Source organism: Pseudomonas anuradhapurensis, assembly GCF_014269225.2.
Classification (GTDB): domain Bacteria; phylum Pseudomonadota; class Gammaproteobacteria; order Pseudomonadales; family Pseudomonadaceae; genus Aquipseudomonas; species Aquipseudomonas anuradhapurensis.
The window spans coordinates 5,126,088-5,150,584 of record NZ_CP077097.1 but is presented as its reverse complement, the minus strand read 5'-3'; the positions used below and the strand labels follow the sequence as shown (position 1 = coordinate 5,150,584).

At 61.8% G+C, this 24,497-nt stretch carries 21 protein-coding genes; 18 read left to right on the top strand and 3 right to left on the bottom strand.

The window, feature by feature from the left end; all coding sequences use genetic code 11:
• Positions 1-117: 117 nt before the first annotated feature.
• Complete coding sequence (locus HU763_RS23480) at positions 118-1,494, bottom strand: glutamine synthetase family protein (RefSeq protein WP_084856533.1); 1,377 nt, start codon at positions 1,492-1,494, stop codon at positions 118-120.
• Positions 1,495-2,068: 574 nt separating this feature from the next.
• On the opposite strand from HU763_RS23480, the gene HU763_RS23475 reads away from it, so the two are divergent.
• The 7 genes from HU763_RS23475 (at position 2,069) to HU763_RS23445 (ending at position 10,378) form a co-directional block, all read left to right on the top strand.
• Positions 2,069-3,427: a glutamine synthetase family protein gene (locus tag HU763_RS23475; RefSeq protein ID WP_186684134.1), complete on the top strand. Its 1,359-nt coding sequence runs from the start codon at positions 2,069-2,071 to the stop codon at positions 3,425-3,427.
• A gap of 46 nt (positions 3,428-3,473) precedes the next feature.
• Positions 3,474-4,835 carry an aspartate aminotransferase family protein gene (locus tag HU763_RS23470; RefSeq protein WP_186684136.1) on the top strand — a complete coding sequence of 454 codons (1,362 nt, stop codon included), beginning with the start codon at positions 3,474-3,476 and terminating at the stop codon, positions 4,833-4,835.
• A 172-nt stretch (positions 4,836-5,007) separates the two neighbouring features.
• Positions 5,008-6,105: a polyamine ABC transporter substrate-binding protein gene (locus HU763_RS23465; protein WP_170033609.1), complete on the top strand. Its 1,098-nt coding sequence runs from the start codon at positions 5,008-5,010 to the stop codon at positions 6,103-6,105.
• 157 nt (positions 6,106-6,262) lie between these two features.
• Positions 6,263-7,357, top strand: a complete 1,095-nt coding sequence (locus tag HU763_RS23460) for a polyamine ABC transporter substrate-binding protein (RefSeq protein WP_186684138.1) — start codon at positions 6,263-6,265, stop codon at positions 7,355-7,357.
• A 71-nt stretch (positions 7,358-7,428) separates the two neighbouring features.
• Positions 7,429-8,571, top strand: a complete 1,143-nt coding sequence (gene potA / locus HU763_RS23455) for a polyamine ABC transporter ATP-binding protein (RefSeq protein ID WP_186672017.1) — start codon at positions 7,429-7,431, stop codon at positions 8,569-8,571.
• A 35-nt stretch (positions 8,572-8,606) separates the two neighbouring features.
• Positions 8,607-9,488, top strand: coding sequence for an ABC transporter permease subunit (locus HU763_RS23450; RefSeq protein WP_170034338.1), 882 nt, complete (start codon positions 8,607-8,609; stop codon positions 9,486-9,488).
• Positions 9,485-10,378: an ABC transporter permease subunit gene (locus HU763_RS23445; RefSeq protein WP_186672019.1), complete on the top strand. Its 894-nt coding sequence runs from the start codon at positions 9,485-9,487 to the stop codon at positions 10,376-10,378. The genes HU763_RS23450 and HU763_RS23445 overlap by 4 nt, the downstream gene beginning before the upstream one ends.
• A 106-nt stretch (positions 10,379-10,484) precedes the next feature.
• Here HU763_RS23445 and HU763_RS23440 read toward each other — a convergent pair whose 3' ends face one another.
• A complete protein-coding gene (locus HU763_RS23440; protein ID WP_186684140.1) occupies positions 10,485-10,940 on the bottom strand; it encodes an REP-associated tyrosine transposase in 456 nt (151 codons plus the stop codon).
• Between the two features lie 315 nt (positions 10,941-11,255).
• On the opposite strand from HU763_RS23440, the gene HU763_RS23435 reads away from it, so the two are divergent.
• The 11 genes from HU763_RS23435 to HU763_RS23385 all read left to right on the top strand — a co-directional run bounded on the left by HU763_RS23435 (position 11,256) and on the right by HU763_RS23385 (position 23,500).
• Positions 11,256-12,344, top strand: coding sequence for an efflux RND transporter periplasmic adaptor subunit (locus HU763_RS23435; protein WP_186672021.1), 1,089 nt, complete (start codon positions 11,256-11,258; stop codon positions 12,342-12,344).
• Positions 12,341-13,408, top strand: a complete 1,068-nt coding sequence (locus tag HU763_RS23430; protein ID WP_186672022.1) for an efflux RND transporter periplasmic adaptor subunit — start codon at positions 12,341-12,343, stop codon at positions 13,406-13,408. Before HU763_RS23435 ends, HU763_RS23430 begins: the two co-directional genes overlap by 4 nt.
• On the top strand, positions 13,405-16,455 hold the full coding sequence (locus HU763_RS23425) for an efflux RND transporter permease subunit (protein WP_186684141.1): 3,051 nt from the start codon (positions 13,405-13,407) through the stop codon (positions 16,453-16,455). The genes HU763_RS23430 and HU763_RS23425 overlap by 4 nt, the downstream gene beginning before the upstream one ends.
• Before the next feature lie 250 nt (positions 16,456-16,705).
• Positions 16,706-16,888 carry a sulfur starvation response protein OscA gene (gene oscA, locus HU763_RS23420; RefSeq protein WP_003258557.1) on the top strand — a complete coding sequence of 61 codons (183 nt, stop codon included), beginning with the start codon at positions 16,706-16,708 and terminating at the stop codon, positions 16,886-16,888.
• Positions 16,889-16,935: 47 nt separating this feature from the next.
• Positions 16,936-17,943, top strand: a complete 1,008-nt coding sequence (locus HU763_RS23415) for a sulfate ABC transporter substrate-binding protein (protein WP_186684143.1) — start codon at positions 16,936-16,938, stop codon at positions 17,941-17,943.
• A 187-nt stretch (positions 17,944-18,130) separates the two neighbouring features.
• Complete coding sequence (cysT, locus tag HU763_RS23410) at positions 18,131-18,949, top strand: sulfate ABC transporter permease subunit CysT (protein WP_186684145.1); 819 nt, start codon at positions 18,131-18,133, stop codon at positions 18,947-18,949.
• 11 nt (positions 18,950-18,960) lie between these two features.
• Complete coding sequence (gene cysW / locus HU763_RS23405) at positions 18,961-19,833, top strand: sulfate ABC transporter permease subunit CysW (protein ID WP_170033589.1); 873 nt, start codon at positions 18,961-18,963, stop codon at positions 19,831-19,833.
• Between the two features lie 3 nt (positions 19,834-19,836).
• On the top strand, positions 19,837-20,826 hold the full coding sequence (locus HU763_RS23400; protein WP_186672030.1) for a sulfate/molybdate ABC transporter ATP-binding protein: 990 nt from the start codon (positions 19,837-19,839) through the stop codon (positions 20,824-20,826).
• 237 nt (positions 20,827-21,063) lie between these two features.
• Positions 21,064-21,645, top strand: a complete 582-nt coding sequence (locus tag HU763_RS23395; protein WP_186684147.1) for an alpha/beta hydrolase — start codon at positions 21,064-21,066, stop codon at positions 21,643-21,645.
• Between the two features lie 63 nt (positions 21,646-21,708).
• Entirely contained in the window at positions 21,709-22,539 is an 831-nt protein-coding gene (locus tag HU763_RS23390) for a sigma 54-interacting transcriptional regulator (protein WP_186672034.1), read from the top strand.
• A gap of 175 nt (positions 22,540-22,714) precedes the next feature.
• Positions 22,715-23,500: a MetQ/NlpA family ABC transporter substrate-binding protein gene (locus HU763_RS23385; RefSeq protein ID WP_170033555.1), complete on the top strand. Its 786-nt coding sequence runs from the start codon at positions 22,715-22,717 to the stop codon at positions 23,498-23,500.
• A 108-nt stretch (positions 23,501-23,608) separates the two neighbouring features.
• Here HU763_RS23385 and HU763_RS23380 read toward each other — a convergent pair whose 3' ends face one another.
• Entirely contained in the window at positions 23,609-24,427 is an 819-nt protein-coding gene (locus tag HU763_RS23380; protein ID WP_170033553.1) for an alpha/beta fold hydrolase, read from the bottom strand.
• Positions 24,428-24,497: the final 70 nt, after the last annotated feature.

Genomic DNA, 24,497 nt, shown 5'->3' with positions numbered 1-24,497 from the left:
CCACAGGTACACCGCAGGCTTCAGACTTTGTGATTACCTTGTGGGAGCGGGCAAGCCCGCGAAGCAGGCGACACCGATCTCGAACAAAAACGCCGCCCTTGTGGGCGGCGTTTTTGTTTACACGGTATGCAGGTACCAGTTGTACTCGAGGTCGGAAATCGAATGCTCGAATTCCTCCAGCTCGCTCTCCTTGCACGCGACGAAGATGTCGATGTACTTCGGATCGATGTACTTGTTGAGGATTTCGCTGTCGTCCAGTTCGCGCAGTGCGTCGCGCAGGTTGTTCGGCAGGCTCTGCTCCAGCTGCTCGTACGAGTTGCCTTCGATCGGCTCACCCGGCTCGATCTGGTTGGTCAGGCCATGGTGCACGCCAGCCAGCACGGCAGCCATCATCAGGTACGGGTTGGCATCGGCACCGGCCACGCGGTGTTCGATACGTACGGCGTCCGGCGAGCCGGTCGGCACGCGCAGGGCCACGGTGCGGTTGTCCAGGCCCCAGCTTGGCGCGTTCGGTACATAGAACTGCGCACCAAAGCGACGGTACGAGTTGACGTTCGGGCAGAGGAACGCCATGGACGCGGGCAGGGTCTCGAGCACACCGCCGACAGCGTGACGTAGCGCGGCGTTCTGCTCGGGATCCTCGCTGGTGAAGATGTTGTTGCCATCTTTGTCCAGCACGGAAATATGTACATGCAGGCCGTTGCCTGCCTGGCCCGGGTAGGGCTTGGCCATGAAGGTGGTGTCCATTTCATGGTCGTAGGCGATGTTCTTGATCAACCGCTTCAGCAGTACGGCGTAGTCGCAGGCCTTGAGCGGGTCGGCAACGTGGTGCAGGTTGACTTCGAACTGCGCCGGGGCGCTTTCCTTGACGATGGCGTCGGCCGGGATGCCTTGTTCCTTGGCGCCTTCGAGGATGTCCTGCAGGCAGTCGGCATATTCGTCGAGGTCGTCGATCAGGTAGACCTGGGTCGACTGTGGGCGTTTACCCGAAATCGGCGAGCGCGGCGGCTGCGGGCGGCCGTTCACGTTCTCCTGGTCGATCAGGTAGAACTCCAGCTCGAACGCGGCACAGATGGTCAGGCCCATCTCGGTGAACTTGCTCACGACTTGGCGCAGTACTTCACGCGGGTCGGCGAAGAACGGCTCGCCTTCGAGCTCGTGCATGGTCATCAGCAGCTGGGCGGTCGGGCGCTTCTGCCAGGGTTCGTTGGAGAGGGTGCCAGGAATCGGGTAGCAGATGCGGTCGGCATCGCCGATGTCCAGGCCAAGCCCGGTGCTCTCGACGGTGGAACCGTTGATGTCCAGGGCGAAGAGGGAGGCAGGCAGGTTGATGCCTTTCTCGTAAACCTTGTGGAGGCTGGTGCGCTCGATGCGCTTGCCACGCACCACACCATTCATATCTGCAATCAGAAGGTCAACGTAGAGAACCTCAGGATGTTCCTTAAGGAACGCGTTCGCTTCGTTAAGCTGAACGGCACGCGGGGGTACCGACATGATGCAACACCTTTGTTGTTAAAAATATCAATCAAGGGGGGCTTGCAGGTCCAGTCAATCGAAAACCCAAACTGATGTCAAGCCAACCCCATGATGCCCTGAAATGGCTCATCGACGGCAGATTTGCTGCATATCGGGGCAAGCCATTATCCGCTATTTACCGCACGAAGGGCTATCTCCGACGAGCCGTGTTTTATTTTTTACGGAGGTGTTGTGTAAAAAAATGAACAAGGCTAAGCTCGGTCTCAACCCAGAACACAATAATACGAGGGTCACATGGTCCGCTTGCCGCGACCTGAAAGCACTGCCTGCGCAGTGCTATCGGGTACCTCCGTCAATTTTGCAAGCTTCGTCAATGGCGTGGCCGCCATGGCCGCAATAATTGACGTTTGGCAGCCCCGGACTCGCCCTCGCAGCGGCTTGCCGCCCTTCGTTTCGTCTTCCTGCCCTTCGAACTCATTACGGATGCAGCTGTTTTCAGTGTATCCACTGTGGCTCTGCGCGGGGGTTTTTGCTTTAGCAATCTACTCCATCCAGAATCAATGCGCGGCCCACCTTACCTCCTGAGGTATTTATGAGTAACAACCTCGACCAGCTCACCGATTGGTTGAAAGAGCACAAGATCACCGAAGTCGAATGCATGATCAGCGACCTGACCGGCATCACGCGCGGCAAGATTTCGCCCACCAACAAGTTCATCGCCGAAAAAGGCATGCGCCTGCCCGAGAGCGTGCTGCTGCAGACCGTGACCGGCGACTACGTCGACGACGACATCTATTACGAACTGCTTGACCCGGCGGACATCGACATGATCTGCCGCCCCGACGAGAAGGCTGTGTTCCTGGTGCCGTGGGCCATCGAGCCGACCGCGCAGGTTATCCACGACACCTACGACAAGAAGGGCAACCCGGTCGAGCTGTCGCCGCGCAACGTCCTGAAGAAAGTCCTCAAGCTCTACGCTGACAAGGGCTGGCAGCCGATTGTCGCGCCGGAGATGGAGTTCTACCTGACCAAGCGTAGCGAAGACCCGGACTTCCCCCTGCAGCCCCCGGTAGGCCGTTCGGGCCGCCCGGAAACCGGCCGTCAGTCGTTCTCGATCGAAGCCGCCAACGAATTCGACCCGCTGTTCGAAGACGTCTACGACTGGTGCGAACTACAGCAGCTGGACCTGGACACGCTGATCCATGAAGACGGCACGGCGCAGATGGAGATCAACTTCCGTCACGGCGACGCCCTGCACCTGGCCGACCAGATCCTGGTGTTCAAGCGCACCATGCGCGAGGCCGCGCTCAAGCACAACGTGGCCGCCACCTTCATGGCCAAGCCCATGACCGGCGAGCCTGGCAGTGCCATGCACCTGCACCAGAGCGTGGTCGACCTGGCCACCGGCAAGAACATCTTCAGCAATGAGGATGGCAGCATGAGCGAGTTGTTCCTGCACTACATCGGTGGCCTGCAGAAATTCATCCCCGAGGCGTTGCCGCTGTTCGCGCCCAACGTCAACTCGTTCCGCCGCTTCCTGCCCGACACCTCGGCACCGGTGAACGTGGAATGGGGCGAAGAGAACCGCACCGTCGGCCTGCGCGTGCCGGACGCCGGGCCACAGAGCCGTCGGGTCGAGAACCGCTTGCCAGGCGCCGACGCCAACCCCTACCTGGCGATTGCCGCCAGCCTGCTGTGTGGCTACATCGGCATGGTCGAAGGCATCGCGGCCAGTGCGCCGGTGCAGGGCCGTGGCTACGAGCGCCGCAACCTGCGCCTGCCGCTGACCATCGAGGACGCCCTGGAGCGCATGGAAAACAGCCGCGCGCTGGTGCAGTACCTGGGCAAGAAATTCATCACCGGCTACGTCGCCACCAAGCGCGCCGAGCACGAGAACTTCAAACGCGTCATCAGCTCCTGGGAGCGTGAGTTCCTGCTGTTCGCTGTCTGATCAACCCTGAGGCCGCCCGCGCGGCCGCCGGAAACTGGAGAGGCACATGAGCGTCAACAACCCGCAAACCCGTGAATGGCAGAACCTGAGCGGCGAGCACCACCTGGCACCTTTCTCTGACTACAAGCAGCTGAAGGAGAAGGGGCCGCGCATCATCACCAAGGCGCAGGGTGTGCATTTGTGGGACAGCGAGGGGCACAAGATTCTCGACGGCATGGCTGGCCTGTGGTGCGTGGCGGTGGGCTATGGCCGTGAAGAACTGGTGCAGGCGGCGGAAAAGCAGATGCGCGAGCTGCCGTACTACAACCTGTTCTTCCAGACCGCCCACCCGCCGGCGCTGGAGCTGGCCAAGGCGATCACCGACGTGGCGCCGGCAGGCATGACCCATGTGTTCTTCACCGGTTCCGGCTCCGAAGGCAACGACACCGTGCTGCGCATGGTCCGCCACTACTGGGCACTGAAAGGCAAGCCGCAGAAGCAGACCATCATCGGCCGTATCAACGGCTACCACGGCTCCACCGTGGCCGGTGCCAGCCTGGGCGGCATGAGCGGCATGCACGAGCAGGGCGGCCTGCCGATTCCTGGCATCGTGCATATTCCGCAGCCGTACTGGTTCGGCGAAGGCGGCGACATGACCCCGGACGAGTTTGGCGTATGGGCGGCCGAGCAGCTGGAGAAGAAAATCCTCGAAGTTGGCGAAGACAACGTCGCTGCCTTCATCGCCGAGCCGATCCAGGGCGCCGGCGGCGTGATCATCCCGCCGGAGACCTACTGGCCGAAGGTGAAGGAAATTCTCGCCCGGTACGACATCCTGTTCGTCGCCGACGAAGTGATCTGCGGCTTCGGCCGTACCGGCGAGTGGTTCGGCTCCGACTACTACGACCTCAAGCCAGACCTGATGACCATCGCCAAGGGCCTGACCTCCGGTTACATCCCCATGGGTGGTGTGATCGTGCGTGACAAGGTGGCCCAGGTACTGAGTGAAGGCGGCGACTTCAACCATGGTTTCACCTACTCCGGGCACCCGGTGGCGGCTGCGGTGGGCCTGGAAAACCTGCGCATCCTGCGCGACGAGCACATCGTCGAGAAAGCGCGCAGCGAAGCGGCACCGTATTTGCAAAAGCGTTTGCGTGAGTTGCAGGACCACCCGCTGGTGGGCGAAGTGCGCGGCCTGGGCCTGCTCGGCGCGATCGAGCTGGTCAAGGACAAGGCCACCCGCAGCCGTTACGAAGGCAAGGGCGTAGGCATGATCTGCCGCACGTTCTGCTTTGAAAACGGCCTGATCATGCGGGCGGTGGGTGACACCATGATCATCGCGCCACCGCTGGTCATCAGCCACGCAGAGATCGATGAATTGGTGGAAAAGGCGCGCAAATGCCTCGACCTGACCCTTGAGGCGATTCGTTAAGCGTTTGCTAGTCTAGCGATGTGACATGTAAGTGCTTTACAAGGCCCTGCTTTCCTTGAAACAGAGCCTTGTAACTTGCCAGACTAGCGGTTGTTTCAGTCGCCGCGCGCTCTGCACCGTAGGTCCTGGCTACTGAACAGATGGCTAAATAAAAAATTCCGGAGCATTACGCATGAATAAAATGGGCAAGACGTTGCTGGCTGCGGCCCTGATGGGCGCCATGGCCACCGCTGTTCAGGCTGAAGACAAAGTGTTGAACGTCTACAACTGGTCGGACTATATCGCACCAGACACCATCGCCAAGTTCGAGAAGCAGACCGGTATCAAGGTCAAGTACGACGTGTTCGACAGCAACGAAACCCTCGAGGCCAAGCTGCTGGCGGGCAAGTCGGGTTACGACATCGTGGTGCCGTCCAACAATTTCCTGGCCAAGCAGATCAAGGCCGGCGTGTACGAGGAACTGGACCGCTCGAAACTGCCGAACTGGAAGAACCTCGACCCGGACCTGCTCAAGGCCGTCGGCGATGCCAGCGACAAGGACAACAAGCATGCCTTCCCATACATGTGGGGTTCGATCGGCATCGGTTACAACCCGGAGAAGGTCAAGGCCGCGCTGGGCGTGGACAAGATCGATTCGTGGGATGCGGTGTTCAAGCCTGAGAACATCGCCAAGCTCAAGAGCTGCGGCGTGAGCTTCCTCGACGCACCGACCGAAATGCTCCCGGCTGCGCTGCACTACCTGGGCAAGCCGACCGACAGCACCAAGAAGGAAGACCTGAAGGCCGCCGAGGAGCTGTTCCTCAAGATTCGTCCTTCGATCACCTACTTCCACTCGTCCAAGTACATTGGCGACATGGCCAACGGCAACATCTGCGTAGCCGTCGGTTACTCGGGTGACCTGGAACAGTCCAAGGCCCGTGCGCACGAGGCTGGCGACAAGGTCAAGGTTGAGTACGTGATTCCGAAAGAGGGTGCCGGTACCTTCTACGACATGGTCGCCATCCCCAAGGATGCCGAGCACAAGGACGCTGCCTACCAGTTCATGAATTTCCTGATGCAGCCGGAAATCATGGCTGAAATCACCAACGCCGTGCGCTTCCCGAACGGTAACCAGGCGGCTACCCAGTTCGTCGACAAGGAAATCACCAGCGACCCAAGCATCTATCCGCCAGCCGAAGTGAAGAAACAGCTGTATGCCATCGCTGCTCCTGAAGCCAAGGCCCAGCGTGACATCACCCGTAGCTGGACCAAGATCAAGTCGGGCAAGTAAGCCCGATGCAGCACCTCTGGGCCGGGATACCCGGCCCAGAGCCAGTGAAAGGCAATTGATGATTGCGGCATCGAAGCTGCGAAGGTAAGTTGCGCGCCGGTTTTGCGTGTGCGGCAGCATTGTCGCTACCCAGGCACTGATTGTGAGGAGCACCCACTTGTCCATTTCTGTATTCCGCAAGGCCTTGCTGGCTGGTGCGGGCCTGACGCTGGCATGCAGCGTCCAAGCGGCGCCTACGGTGCACTTCTACAACTGGTCCGACTACATCGGCCCGACCACACTCGCGGACTTCGAGAAAGCGACGGGCATCAAGCCCGTGCAAGACGTGTTCGATTCCAACGAAACACTGGAAGGCAAACTGCTGGCCGGCAACACCGGCTATGACGTGGTGGTGCCATCCAACCATTTCCTCGGCAAGCAGATCAAGGCGGGCGCGTTCCAGAAGCTCGACAAGAACCTGCTGCCCAACTATTCCAACCTGGACCCGGCGCTGATGAAGCGCCTGGAAAGGAACGACCCGGGCAACCAGTACGCCGTGCCTTACCTGTGGGGCACCAACGGCATCGGTTACAACGTCGACAAGGTGAAGGCTGCGCTGGGCGTGGACACCATCGACTCCTGGGCAGTGCTGTTCGAGCCCGAGAACATGAAGAAGCTCGCCAAGTGCGGCGTGGCCTTCCTCGACTCGGCGGACGAAATGCTGCCGGCGGTGCTCAACTACATGGGGCTGGACCCCAACAGCAGCAACGCCAAGGACTACCAGGCCGCCGAGAAGAAACTGCTGGCGGTACGCCCGTACGTGACCTATTTCCACTCATCCAAGTACATCACCGACCTGGCCAACGGCGACATCTGCGTCGCGGCAGGTTTCTCGGGCGATGTGTTCCAGGCCAGGACCCGCGCCGAAGAAGCGAAAAAGGGTGTGCACCTGGCCTACGCCATTCCCAAGGAAGGCGGCAACCTCTGGTTCGACGTGCTGGCGATTCCCAAGGACGCCAGGAATGTCAAAGAGGCGCATGCCTTCATCAACTATTTGCTGAAGCCTGAGGTTATCGCCCAGGTCAGTGATTACGTCGGTTACGCCAACCCGAACCCCAAGGCTGGCGACCTGATGGACCAGGCCGTGAGGACTGACGCCGCGGTTTACCCACCGCAGGAAGTGCTGGACAAGATGTTCGTGAATGCAGAGTTGCCACCCAAGGTGCAACGGCTGATGACCCGCAGCTGGACCAAGGTCAAGTCGGGCAAGTAAATATCCAGGCCCGTGGCGGCACCTGCAGAGCAGGCCACGCGGGCACAAAAATCTTGTTGGGAGTTTCACTCATGGCAGTTGCCTCCGGTGCCTATAAAAAAGCCCTCGAGGGTGGCCAGCAACCCAAGCAGGTGCTGGTCAAGATCGACCGGGTCACGAAAAAATTCGACGAAACGGTAGCCGTGGACGATGTGTCCCTGGAAATCCGCAAGGGTGAGATTTTCGCCCTGCTGGGTGGCTCCGGTTCCGGCAAGTCGACCTTGCTGCGCATGCTGGCCGGCTTCGAGCGCCCGACCGAAGGGCGGATTTTCCTCGATGGCGTCGACATCACCGACATGCCGCCCTACGAGCGGCCAATCAACATGATGTTCCAGTCCTACGCGCTGTTCCCGCACATGACCGTGGCGCAGAACATCGCCTTCGGCCTGCAGCAGGACAAGATGCCCAAGGCCGAGATCGACGCCCGCGTGGCCGAGATGCTCAAGCTGGTGCACATGACCCAGTATGCCAAGCGCAAGCCGCACCAGTTGTCCGGTGGCCAGCGCCAGCGCGTGGCCCTGGCCCGCTCGCTGGCCAAGCGCCCCAAGCTGCTGCTGCTCGACGAGCCGATGGGCGCACTGGACAAGAAGCTGCGCTCGCAGATGCAACTGGAACTGGTGGAAATCATCGAGCGCGTAGGCGTGACCTGCGTGATGGTGACCCACGACCAGGAAGAGGCCATGACCATGGCCCAGCGCATCGCCATCATGCACCTGGGCTGGATCGCCCAGATCGGCTCGCCGGTGGACATCTACGAGACCCCCACCAGCCGCCTGGTGTGCGAGTTCATCGGCAGCGTCAACCTGTTCGACGGTGAAGTGGTCGACGACGCCGAGGGCCACGCGATCATTGCCAGCCCCGAGCTTGAGCGCAAGATCTACGTTGGCCATGGCATCACCACCTCGGTGGAAGACAAGCACATCACCTACGCCCTGCGCCCGGAAAAAATGCTGGTCACCACCCAGCAACCGACCTGCGAGCATAACTGGTCGCGCGGCAAGGTCCACGACATCGCCTACCTCGGTGGCCACTCGGTGTTCTACGTCGAGCTGCCGAGCGGCAAGATCGTCCAGTCGTTCGTGGCCAACACCGAGCGCCAGGGCACCCGGCCGACCTGGGGCGATGAAGTGTACGTATGGTGGGAAGACGACAGCGGCGTGGTACTGCGGTCATGAAACCTCGCAAGCTCAAGCGAGCCTTCCAGCGCATCATCCCGGAGGGGCGGCACCTGGTGATCGGCGTGCCGTTCATCTGGCTGTTCCTGTTCTTCATGCTGCCGTTCTTCATCGTGCTGAAGATCAGCTTCGCCGAAGCCGACGTGGCGATCCCGCCCTACACCGAGATCTACAGCTACGTCGAGGACAAGGTCCAGCTCGTGCTCAACCTGGCCAACTATGGCCTGCTGACCGAAGACGAGCTGTACATTTCGGCCTACCTGGGTTCGCTGAAGATGGCCTTCTTCAGCACCCTGCTGTGCCTGTTGATCGGCTACCCGATGGCCTATGCCATTGCCAATGCCAAGAAGGAAACCCAGACGGTCCTGCTGTTGTTGATCATGATGCCGACCTGGACTGCGATCCTGATCCGCGTCTACGCCTGGATGGGCATCCTCAGCAACAACGGCCTGCTCAATGGCTTCCTGCTGTGGATCGGGTTGATCGACCAGCCGCTGCAGATCCTCAACACCAACCTGGCGGTCTATATCGGCGTGGTCTACTCGTACCTGCCGTTCATGATCCTGCCGCTGTTCGCCAACCTGGTAAAGCACGACCCGAGCTTGCTCGAGGCTGCCTCGGACCTGGGTTCGAGCACCTTCAACAGCTTCTGGAAGATCACCGTGCCGTTGTCGAAGAACGGCATCATCGCCGGCTGCATGCTGGTGTTCATCCCGGTGGTGGGTGAGTTCGTGATTCCGGAACTGCTTGGCGGCCCGGAAACCCTGATGATCGGCAAGGTGCTGTGGCAGGAATTCTTCAACAACCGTGACTGGCCGGTGGCGTCCGCGCTGGCGGTGGTGATGCTGGCGATCCTGATCGTGCCGATCCTGCTGTTCAACCGCAGCCAGGCCAAAGAAATGGAGGGCAGGGCATGAAGCGCTTCAGTTTCTCCAAGCTGATGCTGGTGCTCGGCTTGCTGTTCATCTACCTGCCGATGCTGATCCTGGTGATCTACTCGTTCAACGCCTCCAAGCTGGTGACCGTGTGGGGCGGCTGGTCGGTGAAGTGGTACGTCGGCCTGCTCGACAACACTCAGCTGATGGGTTCGGTGATGCGCTCGCTGGAGATCGCCTGCTACACGGCGGTGGCTGCGGTGGCGCTGGGTACCCTGGCGGCATTCGTGCTCACCCGTGTCACCCGCTTCAAGGGCCGCACGTTGTTCGGCGGCCTGGTCACCGCACCGCTGGTGATGCCCGAGGTGATTACCGGCTTGTCGCTGTTGCTGCTGTTCGTGGCCATGGCGCAGATGATTGGCTGGCCGCAGGAGCGTGGCATCGTCACCATCTGGATCGCCCACACCACGTTCTGTGCGGCGTATGTGGCGGTAGTGGTGTCGGCACGCCTGCGTGAGCTGGACCTGTCGATCGAAGAAGCGGCGATGGACCTGGGTGCCAAGCCGTGGAAGGTGTTCTTCCTGATCACCATCCCGATGATTGCGCCGTCGCTGGCGGCGGGCGGCATGATGTCGTTCGCGCTGTCGCTGGATGACCTGGTACTGGCCAGCTTCGTGTCCGGCCCGGGTTCGACTACCTTGCCGATGGAAGTGTTCTCGGCGGTGCGCCTGGGTGTGAAACCGGAAATCAACGCCGTGGCCAGCCTGATCCTGCTGTCGGTGTCGTTGGTGACCTTCCTGGTCTGGTACTTCAGCCGCCAGGCCGAAGAACGTCGCCGCAAGGCGATTCAGCAGGCGATCGAAGAGGGTGCGGCAGCCAATGCTTCGCAGCCGCAGGTCAAGCGCCCGGCGCAGGTGGCTGCTTCGGCCTGATCCGGCCTCTTCGCGGGCTTGCCCGCTCCCTCAGGGACATCACAGCCTTAAGGTCAATGGTGATCCCTGTGGGAGCGGGTTTACCCGCGAAGGCCGCAGCACCTATTCAAAGCCAGGCTGCATCCCAATGTGGATAGTCCCTGATGCTTCTGACCAAGCCGGCTCGCAAGGGGTTGGCAATAATGTATCTGGCAACATGCACCGTGCTCTCCTCCCGCCGCAGTGCACGGTCCTGATATCCAGGCTGCCACACCGGATCATGCTCAACCCCCGCCTGATGCAAAACCAGACTGGACCTGGATTTGAACCTGCGCATCAAAGTGCCTAGCGTCGTGCCTTTCAATTCGATTAACCAATGCAGATGGTCGGGCATCAGCACCCAGGCCAGAGACCGGCATGCGTATTCCTGGTCAGATTTCCGAAGTTGGTGAATGACCAGCCGGGCATGGTGGAAATCATGGAACAGCGGCTTGCGCTGGTGGGTGACGGTGGTCAGCAGATAGAGCCGGCCAAGTTCTGAATAGCGACCGCGGCGAAGCAGGTGAGACTGAGCTCGCGACATTGGCTTCTTCCTTGAAAAGCAGATGACTTTTCAAAGGTAGTGGCTGAGATGCAGGTGCTGTGTAGATGATGGTTTCTGGATATGGCAGAGATTTGTGGATGGCAGTACCGGCCCTTTCGCGGGTGAACCCGCTCCCACACGGTCATGTGCAGCCTCAGGGTTTGCGCAATCTCTGTGGGAGCGGGTTTACCCGCGAAGAGGCCCGCACAGGCGCTGAAAATGCCGAACTGATCCTCGACAGTGCTGTTTATCGAACCCTGAACTACGCTGACAGTCGCATCCCACAAATCATTTGTGCGCAAGCAAGGAGCCTGCATGACGTGGTTACGTCCGCTGTCGGTCGTTTGCCTGGGGCTGTTGTACCTGCTCACGGGCTGCAGCAAGGAAGAAGTCCCCGAGACACTGCCCCGGGTTGGCGTGCAGCAGGTCCAGCCGACTGACTTCGCCGCCAGGGTCACCCTGACCGGTGACGTACAGGCGCGGGTGCAGACCGACCTGTCGTTCCGCGTCGGCGGCAAGATCATTTCGCGCAGCGTCGATGTCGGCGACCACGTCAAGGCCAACCAGGTGCTGGCGCGCCTGGACCCGAAAGACCTGCAAAACAACGTCGACTCGGCCAAGGCCGAAGTGTTCGCCGCCCAGGCGCGGGTCACCCAGAGCAGCGCCGCTTTCGTACGCCAGCAGAAACTGCTGCCCAAGGGCTACACCAGCCAGAGCGAATACGACGCCGCCGAGGCCGCCCTGCGCAGCGACCAGAGCGCACTCAAGGCCGCCCAGGCGCAATTGGCCGATGCCAATGAACAACTCAGCTACACCGCCCTGGTTTCCGAAGCCGATGGCGTGATCACCGAGCGCCAGGCCGAGGTTGGCCAGGTGGTGCAGGCGACCATGCCGATCTTCAGCCTGGCCCGCGACGGCGATCGCGATGCCGTGTTCAACGTCTATGAGTCGCTGCTGGTGGCGCCGCCCAGTGATGCCGGGGTGATCGTCAGCCTGCTGGATGACCCCAAGGTAAAGGCCCATGGCTTCGTTCGCGAAATCACCCCGACGGTGTCCGCGCAAAGTGGCACGGTACAGGTCAAGGTCGGGCTCAGGGATGTGCCGCCGGCAATGCAGCTGGGCGCACCGGTGACCGCCACCACCAATGCCGAGGGGCGACCCAGTATCGAACTGCCGTGGTCTGCCTTGACCAAGGCGCTGCATGAACCAGCGGTGTGGGTGGTGGGTGAGGGCGACAAGGTGGAACTGCGCAAGGTCGAGGTCAGCCGGTATCTCACCGGCAGGATCGTGGTTGCCCATGGCCTGAAGGGAGGGGAGACCGTAGTGGTCAATGGCGGGCAATTGCTGCACCCCGGCATGCAGGTACAGAAGATCGATGCCAAGGCCAAAGGGGGGGAGCTATGAAGCACCTGCTGATGATGGTGTCGGCCGGCATGCTGTTGCTCGGCTGCAGCAGCGAGGACGAAGCGCCGGAGCCGATTCGGCCGGTGCTGTCGATCAAGGTCGAACCCCAGGTGCAGTCGCAGCTGGGCCGCTTTGCCGGCTCTATCCAGGCGCGTTTCGAAAGCACCCTGGGCTTTCGCGTATCTGGGCGCATCGCCCGGCGCTGGCTGGATGTGGGTGCCCAGGTGAAGCCGGGTGACACCCTGGCCACGCTCGACCCCACCGACCAGCAGAACCAGTTGCGCGCCGCCGAAGGCGACCTGGCCAAGGTGCAGGCCCAGTGGATCAACGCCCAGGCCGATGCCCGTCGCCAGCAGCAGTTGTATGACCGCGGCGTAGGTGCCCAGGCCCAGCTGGATATTGCCCAGACCAACCTGAAAACCACCAGCGCCGCATTGGAACAGGCGCGCTCGGCGGTCAGCCAGGCCCGTGACCAGCTCGACTACAGCACCCTGCGCAGCGACCATGCTGCGGTGATCACCGACTGGAAAGCCGAAGCCGGGCAAACCGTCACCGCCGGCCAGGCCGTGGTGACCCTGGCCCGGCCGGACGTGAAGGAAGCGGTGATCGACCTGCCGATCGGCCTGGCCGAACAGTTGAACAAAGGCCTGACCTTTACCGTTGCCTCGCAACTCGACCCGACCATCAACACCACGGCCAGCCTGCGCGAGCTGGAACCCCAGGCCGACGCCACCACCCGTACCCGCCGCGCCCGCCTGAGCCTGGCCAGCACACCCGCGGCGTTCCACCTGGGCACTGCCATCAGCGTGACCCTGAGTTCGGCGGTGACGCCACGCAGCGAGTTGCCCTTGAGCGCCTTGCTCGAGCGGGATGGCAAAACCCAGGTGTGGGTGATCGATCCGCAGCAGAAAACCGTGGCCACCCGTGACGTGGCCCTGATCGACCGCACCGACCAGAGCATCGTCCTGACCTCTGGTGTACAGCCCGGCGAGCGGGTGGTGACGGCAGGCGTGAACAGCCTCAAGCCTGGCCAGAAGGTGACCTTCGACGAGGATGCGCAATGAAAGGAAGCTTCAACCTGTCCGACTGGGCACTCAAGCATCAATCGTTCGTCTGGTACCTGATGTTCGTTGCGCTGCTGATGGGGATCTTCTCCTACTTCAACCTGGGCCGTGAGGAAGACCCGTCGTTCACCATCAAGACCATGGTGATCCAGACCCGTTGGCCCGGCGCGACCCAGGACGAGACCCTGTACCAGGTCACCGACCGCATCGAGAAGAAGCTCGAAGAACTCGACTCGCTCGACTACACCAAAAGCTACACCCGCCCGGGTGAATCCACGGTCTATGTGTATCTGCGCGACACCACCAAGGCCAAGGACATCCCGGAAATCTGGTATCAGGTGCGCAAGAAGATCCAGGACATCCGTGGTGAGTTCCCGGCAGGCATCCAGGGCCCGGGGTTCAACGACGAGTTCGGCGACGTGTTCGGCTCGATCTATGCCTTTACCGCCGACGGCCTGACCCTGCGCCAGCTGCGCGACTATGTGGAGCAGGCGCGGGCTGAAGTGCGTGACGTACCCAACATCGGCAAGATCGAGCTGATCGGCACCCAGGACGAAGTGCTGTACCTGAACTTCTCCACCCGCAAGCTGGCAGCCCTGGGCATTGACCAGCGCCAGGTGATGCAAGCCCTGCAATCGCAGAACGCGGTGACCCCGGCCGGAGTGATCGAGGCCGGTCCGGAGCGCATTTCCGTGCGTACCACCGGGCAGTTCGCCTCGGAAAAGGACCTGCAAACCGTCAACTTGAAGATCAACGACCGCTTCTTCCGCCTGGCCGACATCGCCGACATCGAGCGCGGCTATGTCGACCCGCCCTCGCCGATGTTCCGCTACAACGGCCAGACGGCGCTGGGCCTGGCTATCGGCATGAAAGCCGGGGGCAATATCCAAGTGTTCGGTGCGGCACTGAAAAAACGCATGGACCAGGTGATCGAGGACCTGCCGATAGGCGTTGGGGTGCATACCGTTTCCGACCAGGCCGTGGTGGTCAAGCAGGCGGTCGGCGGCTTCACCAGTGCGCTGTTCGAGGCGGTGGTGATCGTGCTCGGGGTGAGCTTTGTCAGCCTGGGGGTGCGCGCCGGGCTGGTGGTGGCCTGTTCGATCCCGCTGGTGCTGGCCATGGTATTCGTGTTCATGGAATACAGCGGCATCACCATGCAGCGTATTTCGCTGGGTGCGCTGATCATCGCGCTGGGCCTGCTGGTGGATGACGCGATGATCACCGTGGAGGTCATGGTCACGCGGTTGGAGATGGGCGAGAGCAAGGAGCAGGCGGCAACCTTCGCCTATACCTCCACGGCGTTCCCGATGCTCACCGGCACCTTGGTCACCGTGGCCGGGTTCGTGCCCATTGGCCTCAATGCCAGCTCGGCGGGCGAATATACCTTCACCCTGTTCGCGGTGATTGCCGTGGCCCTGCTGGTGTCGTGGATCGTGGCGGTGTTCTTTGCCCCGGTGCTAGGGGTGCATATGCTCAGCAGCAACCTCAAGGCCCATGATGCCGAGCCTGGAAGGCTCGGCCGGGCCTTCGAGCACGGCTTGCTGTGGTGCATGCGCAACCGCTGGCTGACCATCATCGGCACCGTGCTGCTGTTCGCCCTGGCGATCTTCTGCCAGCGCTTCGTGCAGAACCAGTTCTTCCCGTCTTCGGACCGCCCGGAAATCCTCGTCGACCTCAACCTGCCACAGAATGCCTCGATCGAAGAGACGCGCAAGGTGGTCGACCGCTTCGAGGCGCGGATCAAGGACGACCCGGACCTGGTGCACTGGAGCACCTACATCGGCCAGGGCGCGATCCGCTTCTACCTGCCCCTCGACCAGCAACTGCAGAACCCGTATTACGCGCAGTTGGTGATCGTCAGCAAGGGCTTCGAAGAGCGCCAGGGCATGATGGCGCGGCTGCAGAAGATCCTGCATGAGGAATTCGTCGGCATCGGTACCAACGTGCAGTCGCTGGAAATGGGCCCGCCGGTGGGCCGGCCGATCCAGTACCGGGTCAGCGGCGCCAATATCGACGAGGTACGCAAGCATGCCATCGAGCTGGCCACCTTGCTCGACCAGAACGAGCACATTGGCGAGATGATCTACGACTGGAACGAGCCGGGTAAGGTGCTGCGGGTGGAAATTGCCCAGGACAAGGCGCGTCAGCTGGGCTTGTCATCGGAAGACGTGGCCAATGTGATGAACAGCATCGTCAGCGGCGTCCAGATCACCCAGGTCAACGACAACATCTACCTTGTCGACGTGGTTGCCCGCGCCCAGGACAGCGAGCGCGGCTCGCCGGACACCCTGCAGAACCTGCAGATCCTCACGCCCAACGGCACCGCGATCCCGCTGCTGTCGTTCGCCACCGTACGCTACGAGCTGGAGCAGCCGCTGGTGTGGCGCCGTGACCGCAAGCCGACCATCACCATCAAGGCCTCGGTCAATGGCGACATCCAGCCCACCGACCTGGTGGCCCAGCTGAAGCCGAAGATCGACGAGTTCGCCAGCAAGCTGCCGGTGGGCTTCGAAGTGGCCACTGGCGGTACGGTGGAAGAGAGTGCCAAGGCGCAAGGCCCGATCCGCAAGGTGATCCCGCTGATGCTGTTCCTGATGGCGACCTTCCTGATGATTCAGCTGCACAGTGTGCAGAAGCTGTTCCTGGTGGTCAGCGTGGCCCCCTTGGGGCTTATCGGTGTAGTGCTGGCGCTGGTGCCTACCGGCACACCGATGGGCTTCGTGGCGATCCTCGGCATCCTCGCGCTCGCGGGTATCATCATTCGTAACTCGGTGATCCTGGTGACCCAGATCGACGAGTTCGAGGCTCAGGGCTTCTCGCCGTGGGATGCAGTGGTGGAAGCCACCAATCACCGGCGCCGGCCGATCCTGCTGACGGCGGCGGCCGCAAGCCTGGGCATGATCCCGATCGCCCGCGAAGTGTTCTGGGGGCCGATGGCCTACGCCATGATTGGCGGGATCATCGTGGCCACCCTGCTGACGCTGCTGTTCCTGCCGGCGTTGTATGTGGCCTGGTACAAGATCCGCGAGCCACAGAAAAACTCCTGAAACCCTACAGCAAACCCTGTGGGAGCGGGTTTACCCGCGAATGCGATGGTGGAGCCGCTGCCGCATTCGCGGGTGAACCCGCTCCCACAGCGGCTTCTGTCGCTTTCAATATCGCCTTTTGGGTTTGGTTATATAAAAATTCTTAAACAGTATTTTTAAGAATAAAACCGTCTCTCTACTATTGCCCTCAAGCCAGGCGCAAATCCCCTTCAAACCTCAGCCCGGCACCCTCATTCCAAGGAGAACGAGCATGAGTGCATCTCTGCGTAGCATCGACGGTCAGGACGAAGCCACCATTCTGCGGGAAATCCAGAGCGCCCTGCGCGACCTGCGCTTCGGCGCGGTGGAGATCACTGTGCACAACGCTCAGGTCGTACAGATCGAGCGCAAGGAGAAATTCCGCCTGCAACAGCCCGGCAACAAGACCGGCTGATCGCTTACCCATCCAAAACTAGAAAAATGCCAATCGGGAGCTTCACCATGTCCATCCGCCGTTATGCGCTCGCCGCCCTGGCCAGTGCTGTTTTTGCCGGTTCCGCCATCGCCAAGGACTACGAACTGCTGAACGTGTCCTACGACCCGACCCGTGAGCTTTATCAGCAATACAACGCCGAGTTCATCAAGCACTGGCAGCAGGCTCACCCGGGCGACACGTTGAAGATCCAGCAATCTCATGGCGGCTCGGGCAAGCAGGCCCGTGCGGTGATCGACGGCCTGCGCGCCGACGTGGTGACCCTGGCCCTGGCTGGCGACATCGACGAAGTCGCCAAGCTTGGCAAGACCTTGCCCGCGGACTGGCAGAAGCGTCTGCCGGACGCCAGCACGCCTTATACCTCGACCATCGTGTTCCTGGTGCGCAAGGGCAACCCCAAAGGCATCAAGGATTGGGGCGACCTGGTCAAGAAGGATGTGTCGGTGATCACCCCCAACCCGAAGACCTCCGGCGGCGCCCGCTGGAACTTCCTCGCCGCATGGGCCTATGGCCTGAAGACCGGGGGAAGTGAAGACAAGGCCAAGGCCTACGTGCAGGAGCTATTCAAGCACGTGCCGGTGCTGGATACCGGCGCCCGTGGCTCGACCATCACCTTCGTCAACAACGGCCAGGGCGACGTGCTGCTGGCCTGGGAAAACGAGGCCTTCCTGGCGTTGAAGGAAGACGGTGGCGCCGACAAGTTCGAGATCGTCGTGCCCTCGCTGTCGATCCTGGCCGAACCGCCGGTGGCAGTGGTCGACAAGAACGCCGAGAAGAAGGGCAACACCGAGATCGCCAACGAATACCTCAAGCACCTGTACAGCCCGGCCGGGCAGAAGATTGCGGCCGAGAACTTCTATCGCCCGCGTGATGCCAAGGTGGCTGCCGAGTTCGGCAAGCAGTTCCCGAAACTGGAGCTGGTCACTATCGACAAGGACTTCGGTGGCTGGAAGACTGCACAGCCAAAGTTCTTCAATGATGGCGGTGTGTTCGACCAGATCTATCAGGCACAGTAAGCGCCACGGAAAAGCGGGGGCCGCTTGGCGGCCCTTTCGCAACGCAAGGCCGCTCCTACAGAACATCGCGTAGTCCTTGTAGGAGCGGCCTTGCGTCGCGAAAGGGCTGCAAGGCAGCCTCAGGATTTACAAGCCTGCACCGGCCCGGGATTGATCCCGGGCTTCGTGCGTTCAACCAGGGATATTTATGTCACGCCGTATTTCCCCCGTCATACCCGGCTTCGGGCTGACGCTGGGCTACACCTTGGTGTACCTCAGCCTGATCGTGCTGATACCGCTGGCCGCCATGTTCGTGCATGCCGCGCAGCTGACCTGGGAGCAGTTCTGGAACGTCATCAGTGCACCGCGGGTGATCGCCGCGCTCAAGCTGAGTTTCGGCACCGCCCTGTTCGCCGCCATCATCAACGGCGTGATCGGCACCTTGCTGGCCTGGGTGCTGGTACGCTACACCTTCCCTGGGCGCAAGGTCATCGATGCGATGATCGACCTGCCATTCGCCCTGCCCACCGCCGTTGCCGGCATCGCCCTGACTGCCCTGTACGCGCCTTCGGGCTGGGTCGGCCAGTTCGCCACCGAGCTTGGCTTCAAGATCGCCTACACCCCGCTGGGCATCACCCTGGCCCTGACCTTCGTCACCCTGCCGTTCGTGGTGCGCACGGTACAACCGGTACTGGCCGACATCCCGCGCGAGGTCGAGGAGGCCGCTGCCTGCCTGGGCGCCAAGCCGCTGCAGGTGTTCCGCCATGTGCTGGCGCCGGCGCTGCTGCCCGCCTGGCTCACCGGTTTTGCCCTGGCCTTTGCCCGTGGTGTGGGGGAGTATGGTTCAGTGATCTTCATTGCCGGCAACATGCCGATGAAGACCGAGATCCTGCCGCTGCTGATCATGGTCAAGCTCGACCAGTACGACTACACCGGCGCGACCGCCATCGGCGTATTGATGCTGGTGGTTTCCTTCATCCTGCTGCTGCTGATCAACCTGCTGCAGCGCCGCATCGAAACCCCTTGAAGGAGGCCGGCATGTCCAGTTCAACCCTGAATGCAACCGCCGCCGCCAACGCCGCCCGCCGTGGCAGTGCGACGTCGCGGCGCGTCCTGATCAGCCTTGGCTGGCTGGTATTCGCGCTGTTCCTGTTGCTGCCGCTGGTGATCGTGGTGTCGCAGGCGCTGAAGAACGGCTTTGGCACATTCTTCGAGGCGATCCTCGAACCGGATGCGTTGTCGGCCTTGAAGCTGACCCTGATCGCGGTAGCCATTTCGGTACCGCTCAACCTGGTGTTCGGCGTCAGCGCCGCCTGGTGCGTGAGCAAATACACCTTCCGTGGCAAGAGCCTCCTGGTCACCCTGATCGACCTGCCGTTCTCGGTGTCGCCGGTGATCGCCGGCCTGGTGTACGTGCTCATGTTCGGCGCGCAGGGCCTGTTCGGGCCGTGGCTGCAGGACCACGACATCCAGATCGTGTTCGCCCTGCCGGGCATCGTCCTCGCCACCATCTTCGTCACCGTGCCGTTCGTGGCCCGTGAACTGATCCCGCTGATGCAGGAGCAGGGCACGCAAGAGGAGGAGGCTGCGCGCCTGCTCGGCGCCAATGGCTGGCAGATGTTCTGGCATGTGACTTTGCCGAACATCAAATGGGGACTGATCTACGGCGTGGTGCTGTGCACCGCGCGGGCCATGGGGGAGTTTGGCGCCGTGTCGGTGGTGTCAGGCCATATTCGCGGCGTGACCAACACCTTGCCGCTGCACGTGGAGATTCTCTACAACGAGTACAACCACGTGGCGGCCTTCAGCGTGGCCAGCCTGCTGCTGATCATGGCGCTCTTCATCCTGCTGCTCAAGCAGTGGAGCGAGAACCGTATTAACCGCCTGCGCCACAGCGCCGCGGAGGAATGATTCATGTCGATCGAAGTTCGTAACGTCAGCAAGCGCTTCAACAGCTTCCAGGCACTGGACAACATCAACCTGGACATCAACAGCGGCGAGCTGGTGGCCCTGCTTGGCCCGTCCGGCTGCGGCAAGACCACCCTGCTGCGCATCATTGCCGGGCTGGAAACCCCCGACCAGGGCAATATCGTGTTCCATGGCGAAGATGTGTCCGGCCATGACGTGCGTGACCGCAACGTCGGTTTCGTGTTCCAGCACTACGCCTTGTTCCGCCACATGAGTGTGTTCGACAACGTCGCCTTCGGCCTGCGCATGAAGCCCAAGGGTGAGCGCCCGAGCGAAAGCAGGATTGCCGAAAAGGTGCATGAGCTGCTGAACATGGTGCAGCTGGACTGGCTGTCCGACCGCTACCCCGAGCAGCTGTCCGGTGGCCAGCGCCAGCGGATCGCCCTGGCCCGTGCGCTGGCAGTGGAACCCAAGGTGCTGCTGCTGGACGAGCCGTTCGGTGCGCTGGATGCCAAGGTGCGCAAGGAGCTGCGTCGCTGGCTGGCGCGCCTGCACGAGGACATCAACCTGACCTCGGTATTCGTCACCCACGACCAGGAAGAAGCCATGGAAGTGGCCGACCGCATCGTGGTGATGAACAAGGGCGTGATCGAGCAGATCGGCTCGCCGGGCGAGGTGTACGAGCACCCGGCCAACGATTTCGTCTATCACTTCCTGGGTGACTCCAACCGCCTGGCCTTGAGCGAAGGGCACCATGTGCTGTTCCGCCCGCACGAGGTGTCGTTGTCGCGGCACGAGACCGAAGGGCATCATGCGGCCGAAGTGCGCGATATTCGACCGTTGGGCGCTACCACGCGGGTGACCCTGAAGGTTGAAGGGCAGAGCGAGCTGATCGAGGCCGAGGTGGTCAAGGACCACGACAGCCTGACCGGGTTGGCACGGGGCGAGACATTGTTCTTCCGGCCGAAGGTCTGGCAGAAACTGGCGGATATCTAAGTCGCCTCAGTACAGAAAAACCCGGGTAACCTCCCGGGTTTTTTCATGCCTGGCAGAAGCCGGAGAACCTCCGCAGTGGGCCAGATCGGTCGAGTCAGGGGGCAACGTTGCGGTGCATCGTGACACAAGGAGTTTCGCGCAAATTTAGTTATTAATAAATAGCTTCTTATTCCTTTACTGGTATAACCACCACCCTATACTGGCCTCCAAGCACGCAAACCCACTGGAGGCGTCCCCATGCGCAACGAGTCGATCCGTTACCTGATTGTGCCGGGCTGGCAAGGATCGCCAGACAACCATTGGCAAAGTCACTGGCAGCGCACCCTGCCCAACAGCGCACGGGTCGAGCAGCATGACTGGTTGACCCCGCAGCGCCAGGACTGGGTACAGGCGCTGGAGCAGGCGATTGCCGCAGAGCACTCGCCGGTGATTCTGATTGCCCACAGCCTGGGCTGCATCACCGTCGCTCATTGGGCCGTGCAGGCCAGCCCGACCTTGCTGCGGCGGGTGCGTGGTGCCTTGCTGGTGGCGCCGGCGGATGTCGAGCGGCCCAGTTGCGCACCCGCCTTGCGCAACTTCGCGCCGATCCCGACCGAGGCCCTGCCGTTCCCCAGCCAGGTAGTCAGTTCGGACAACGACCCGGCCGTGAGCGTGTCACGGGCGCTGTACCTGGCCCAGGCCTGGGGCGCCGAAGCGGGGCTGCTGACCAACGCCGGGCACATCAACGTCAAGTCCGGCCATGAGCGCTGGGAACAAGGTTTCGCTTACCTGTATCGCTTGCAGAACCGGGTCGAGCAGCGCGCTCTGCGCCGCGCCTGATCGCCCTGACTGTCTACCGTTTGCCGACGCCCGGCCATTGCAGGCCAGGGGCGGGAGTTTGTCATGACTTTTCAAAACCCGTTTGGCCAGCCGCTGCTGACTTTCCCCGAACTGGACAAGAGCCCACTGAGCATTCGCGCCAAGGCGCTGGTGTTCATCGACCCGCGTTCCCAGCAGCTGCGCGAGCAACTCGAGCGCCTGGCGCCACAGCCCCTGCCAGTACTGATCCGTGGTGAAACCGGCACCGGCAAGGAGCTGCTGGCTCGGCAGATACACCGCGCCAGTGACCGCGGCGGGTTGTTCGTCTCGGTCAACTGTGCGGCCATCAGCACCAACTATGCCGAAGCCGAGCTGTTCGGCTACAGCGCCGGCAGCCATGGCGGCACGGCCAGCAGCCGCGCTGGCTGGTTCGGTTCAGCCAATGGCGGCACGCTGTACCTGGACGAAATCGCCGACTTGCCATTGGTCATTCAGGGCAAGCTGCTGGCCGCCCTGGAAAACCGCGAGGTTACCCGGGTCGGGGCGCAACAGCCGCAACCGGTGGATGTGCGCCTGGTGGCCGCCACCAGCATCGACCTGGCCCGGGTCGTGCGGGCGGGTCGCTTCAACGAGCGCTTGTACCAGTACTTGCGCGAAGGGGCGCTGGAACTGCCGCCGCTGCGTGAACGGCCAGGCGATATCCTGCCGCTGGCCGAATATTTCGTGGGTATCTACAGCGTGCGTCTGCAACGGCCAGTGCCGCTGGTGAGCGAGGCCGCGCAACAGGTGCTGGAGGCGCACGCCTGGCCGGGCAATACCCGCGAACTGGAAAATGTCATTCACTTCGCCTTGTTGGTGAACGAGGGCGAGGAAATCGTGCCCGAGGACCTCGATATACCCAGCCCCGCGCGCTAGACCTCGCTAATGAACAAAGTGACTGATAGCAGTTTGATTTTGGAATAAGCAGCAAATTAAAAGATATTTTTACGGAATAAAAAATCTAGGTATCGTCCAGTCCACGCCCACTGATGAATCGGTTGGGCACCCGATTCGCCATCGTCGATGGCCCAGAACCAGAACAAGGACCACCATGAAGAAGACCCTGCTGACCACCGCCCTGGCCGCTGCCCTGTCGTTCGCTGGCCTGGCTGCCGCTGCCGAGAAACTGGTGGTAGCCGCCACCCCGGTACCGCACGCTGAAATCCTTGAACTGATCAAACCGACCTTGGCCAAGGAAGGTGTGGACCTGCAGATCAAGGTGTTCACCGACTACGTGCAGCCAAACGTGCAGGTTGACCAGAAGCGCCTGGACGCCAACTACTTCCAGACCCTGCCATACCTGCAGAACTTCAACGAAGGCAAGGGCACCCACCTGGAAACCGTGATCGGTGTTCATGTCGAGCCGTTTGGTGGCTACTCGAAGAAGGTCAAGAACCTGAGCGAACTGAAAGAAGGCGCCACCGTTGCCATCCCCAACGAGGGTAGCAACAGCGGCCGTGCCCTGCTGCTGCTGCAGAAGGCCGGCCTGATTACCCTGAAGGACCCGAAAAACGCCTTGGCCACGCCCAAGGACATCGCCGAGAACCCGAAGAAGCTGAAGTTCCGCGAGCTTGAATCGGCCATGCTGCCGCGCGTGCTGGACCAGGTCGACCTGGACATGATCAACACCAACTACGCCCTGGAAGCCGGCCTGAACCCGGCCAAGGATGCGCTGGTGATCGAAGGCAGCGACTCGCCATACGTGAACTTCCTGGTCGCCCGCCCGGACAACAAGAACAGCGAAGCCATCCAGAAGCTGGCCAAGGCCCTGACCAGCCCGGAAGTGAAAGCTTTCATCGCCAAGAAGTATGAAGGTGCCGTACTGCCGGCGTTCTGATCCGCAGCCGTATGGAAAAAACGCCGACGCATTCGTGTCGGCGTTTTTGTTTCTACAGGGTTGTCACAGGCTCTGCCGGCGATAGGCTGCAAAGCAGCCCCGGCAATCTCACGGGTTGCGCGGCAGCCAGTTCAGCAGGAATTCATTGACCACCCGTGGGTTCTCCAGGCTGGAGATATGCCCGGCGAAGGGGATCTGCGCCGCCAGGCAACCAATGAGCTGCGCCATTTCGATGGACTCTGCTGGTGGCCGTGGAATGTCCTGGTCGCCACAGACCACGATGGTCCGCTCGCTGGCCAACTCACCCAGCCGTGACAGCAGGTCCGGTCGGCCAAAAATCACTCGCCCCAGGGGATCGAGGCTTTGCCGAATAACTTCGGCACTGCTCGCCTTCAGTGCTGCCCGGAAGCTTTCCCGCACCTGCGGCACCGTCTGCCCGCCCGCGTGGAAGAAGATCGGCACGACGATATCCAGCAAGGGCTCCGGGAACATGCCTGCGCCACTGGCCGCGTCCAGCAGGCCGAAATACTTGAGCCGGGTCGCCTCCGGTTCGGCGCCGAGGTAGGTATCCATCAATACCAGGCGGTCGACCCGCTGGGGATGCTCCAGGGCCAGCTGCGCGCCCCACATGCCACCGACCGACAGACCGACCAGATGGCATTGGCCGATATCCAGGGCATCCAGCAGCGCCAGGTGCTGGCGGGCCAGGGCGCTCATGTCGGTGGTCGTGGCGGGCGGGGCGTCGGAGCCGCCGTGGCCCCACAGCTCGGGCACGATGACGCGAAAGTGCGCCGACAGGGCCTCGATCTGTGGCTGCCACATGTCGGCTGACCACAGGTAGCTGTGGCCGAGCAGCACCGGGAAGCCCTGGCCCTGGTCGACGTAGCTCATCCGGGCGCCGTCGATTTCGATGAAGTGTCTTTGCATGGAGTGGGTCTCGGCTGGAGGACTGTAGAGTATTTGAAATTGTCGGGGCCGCTGTGCGGCCCATCGCGAC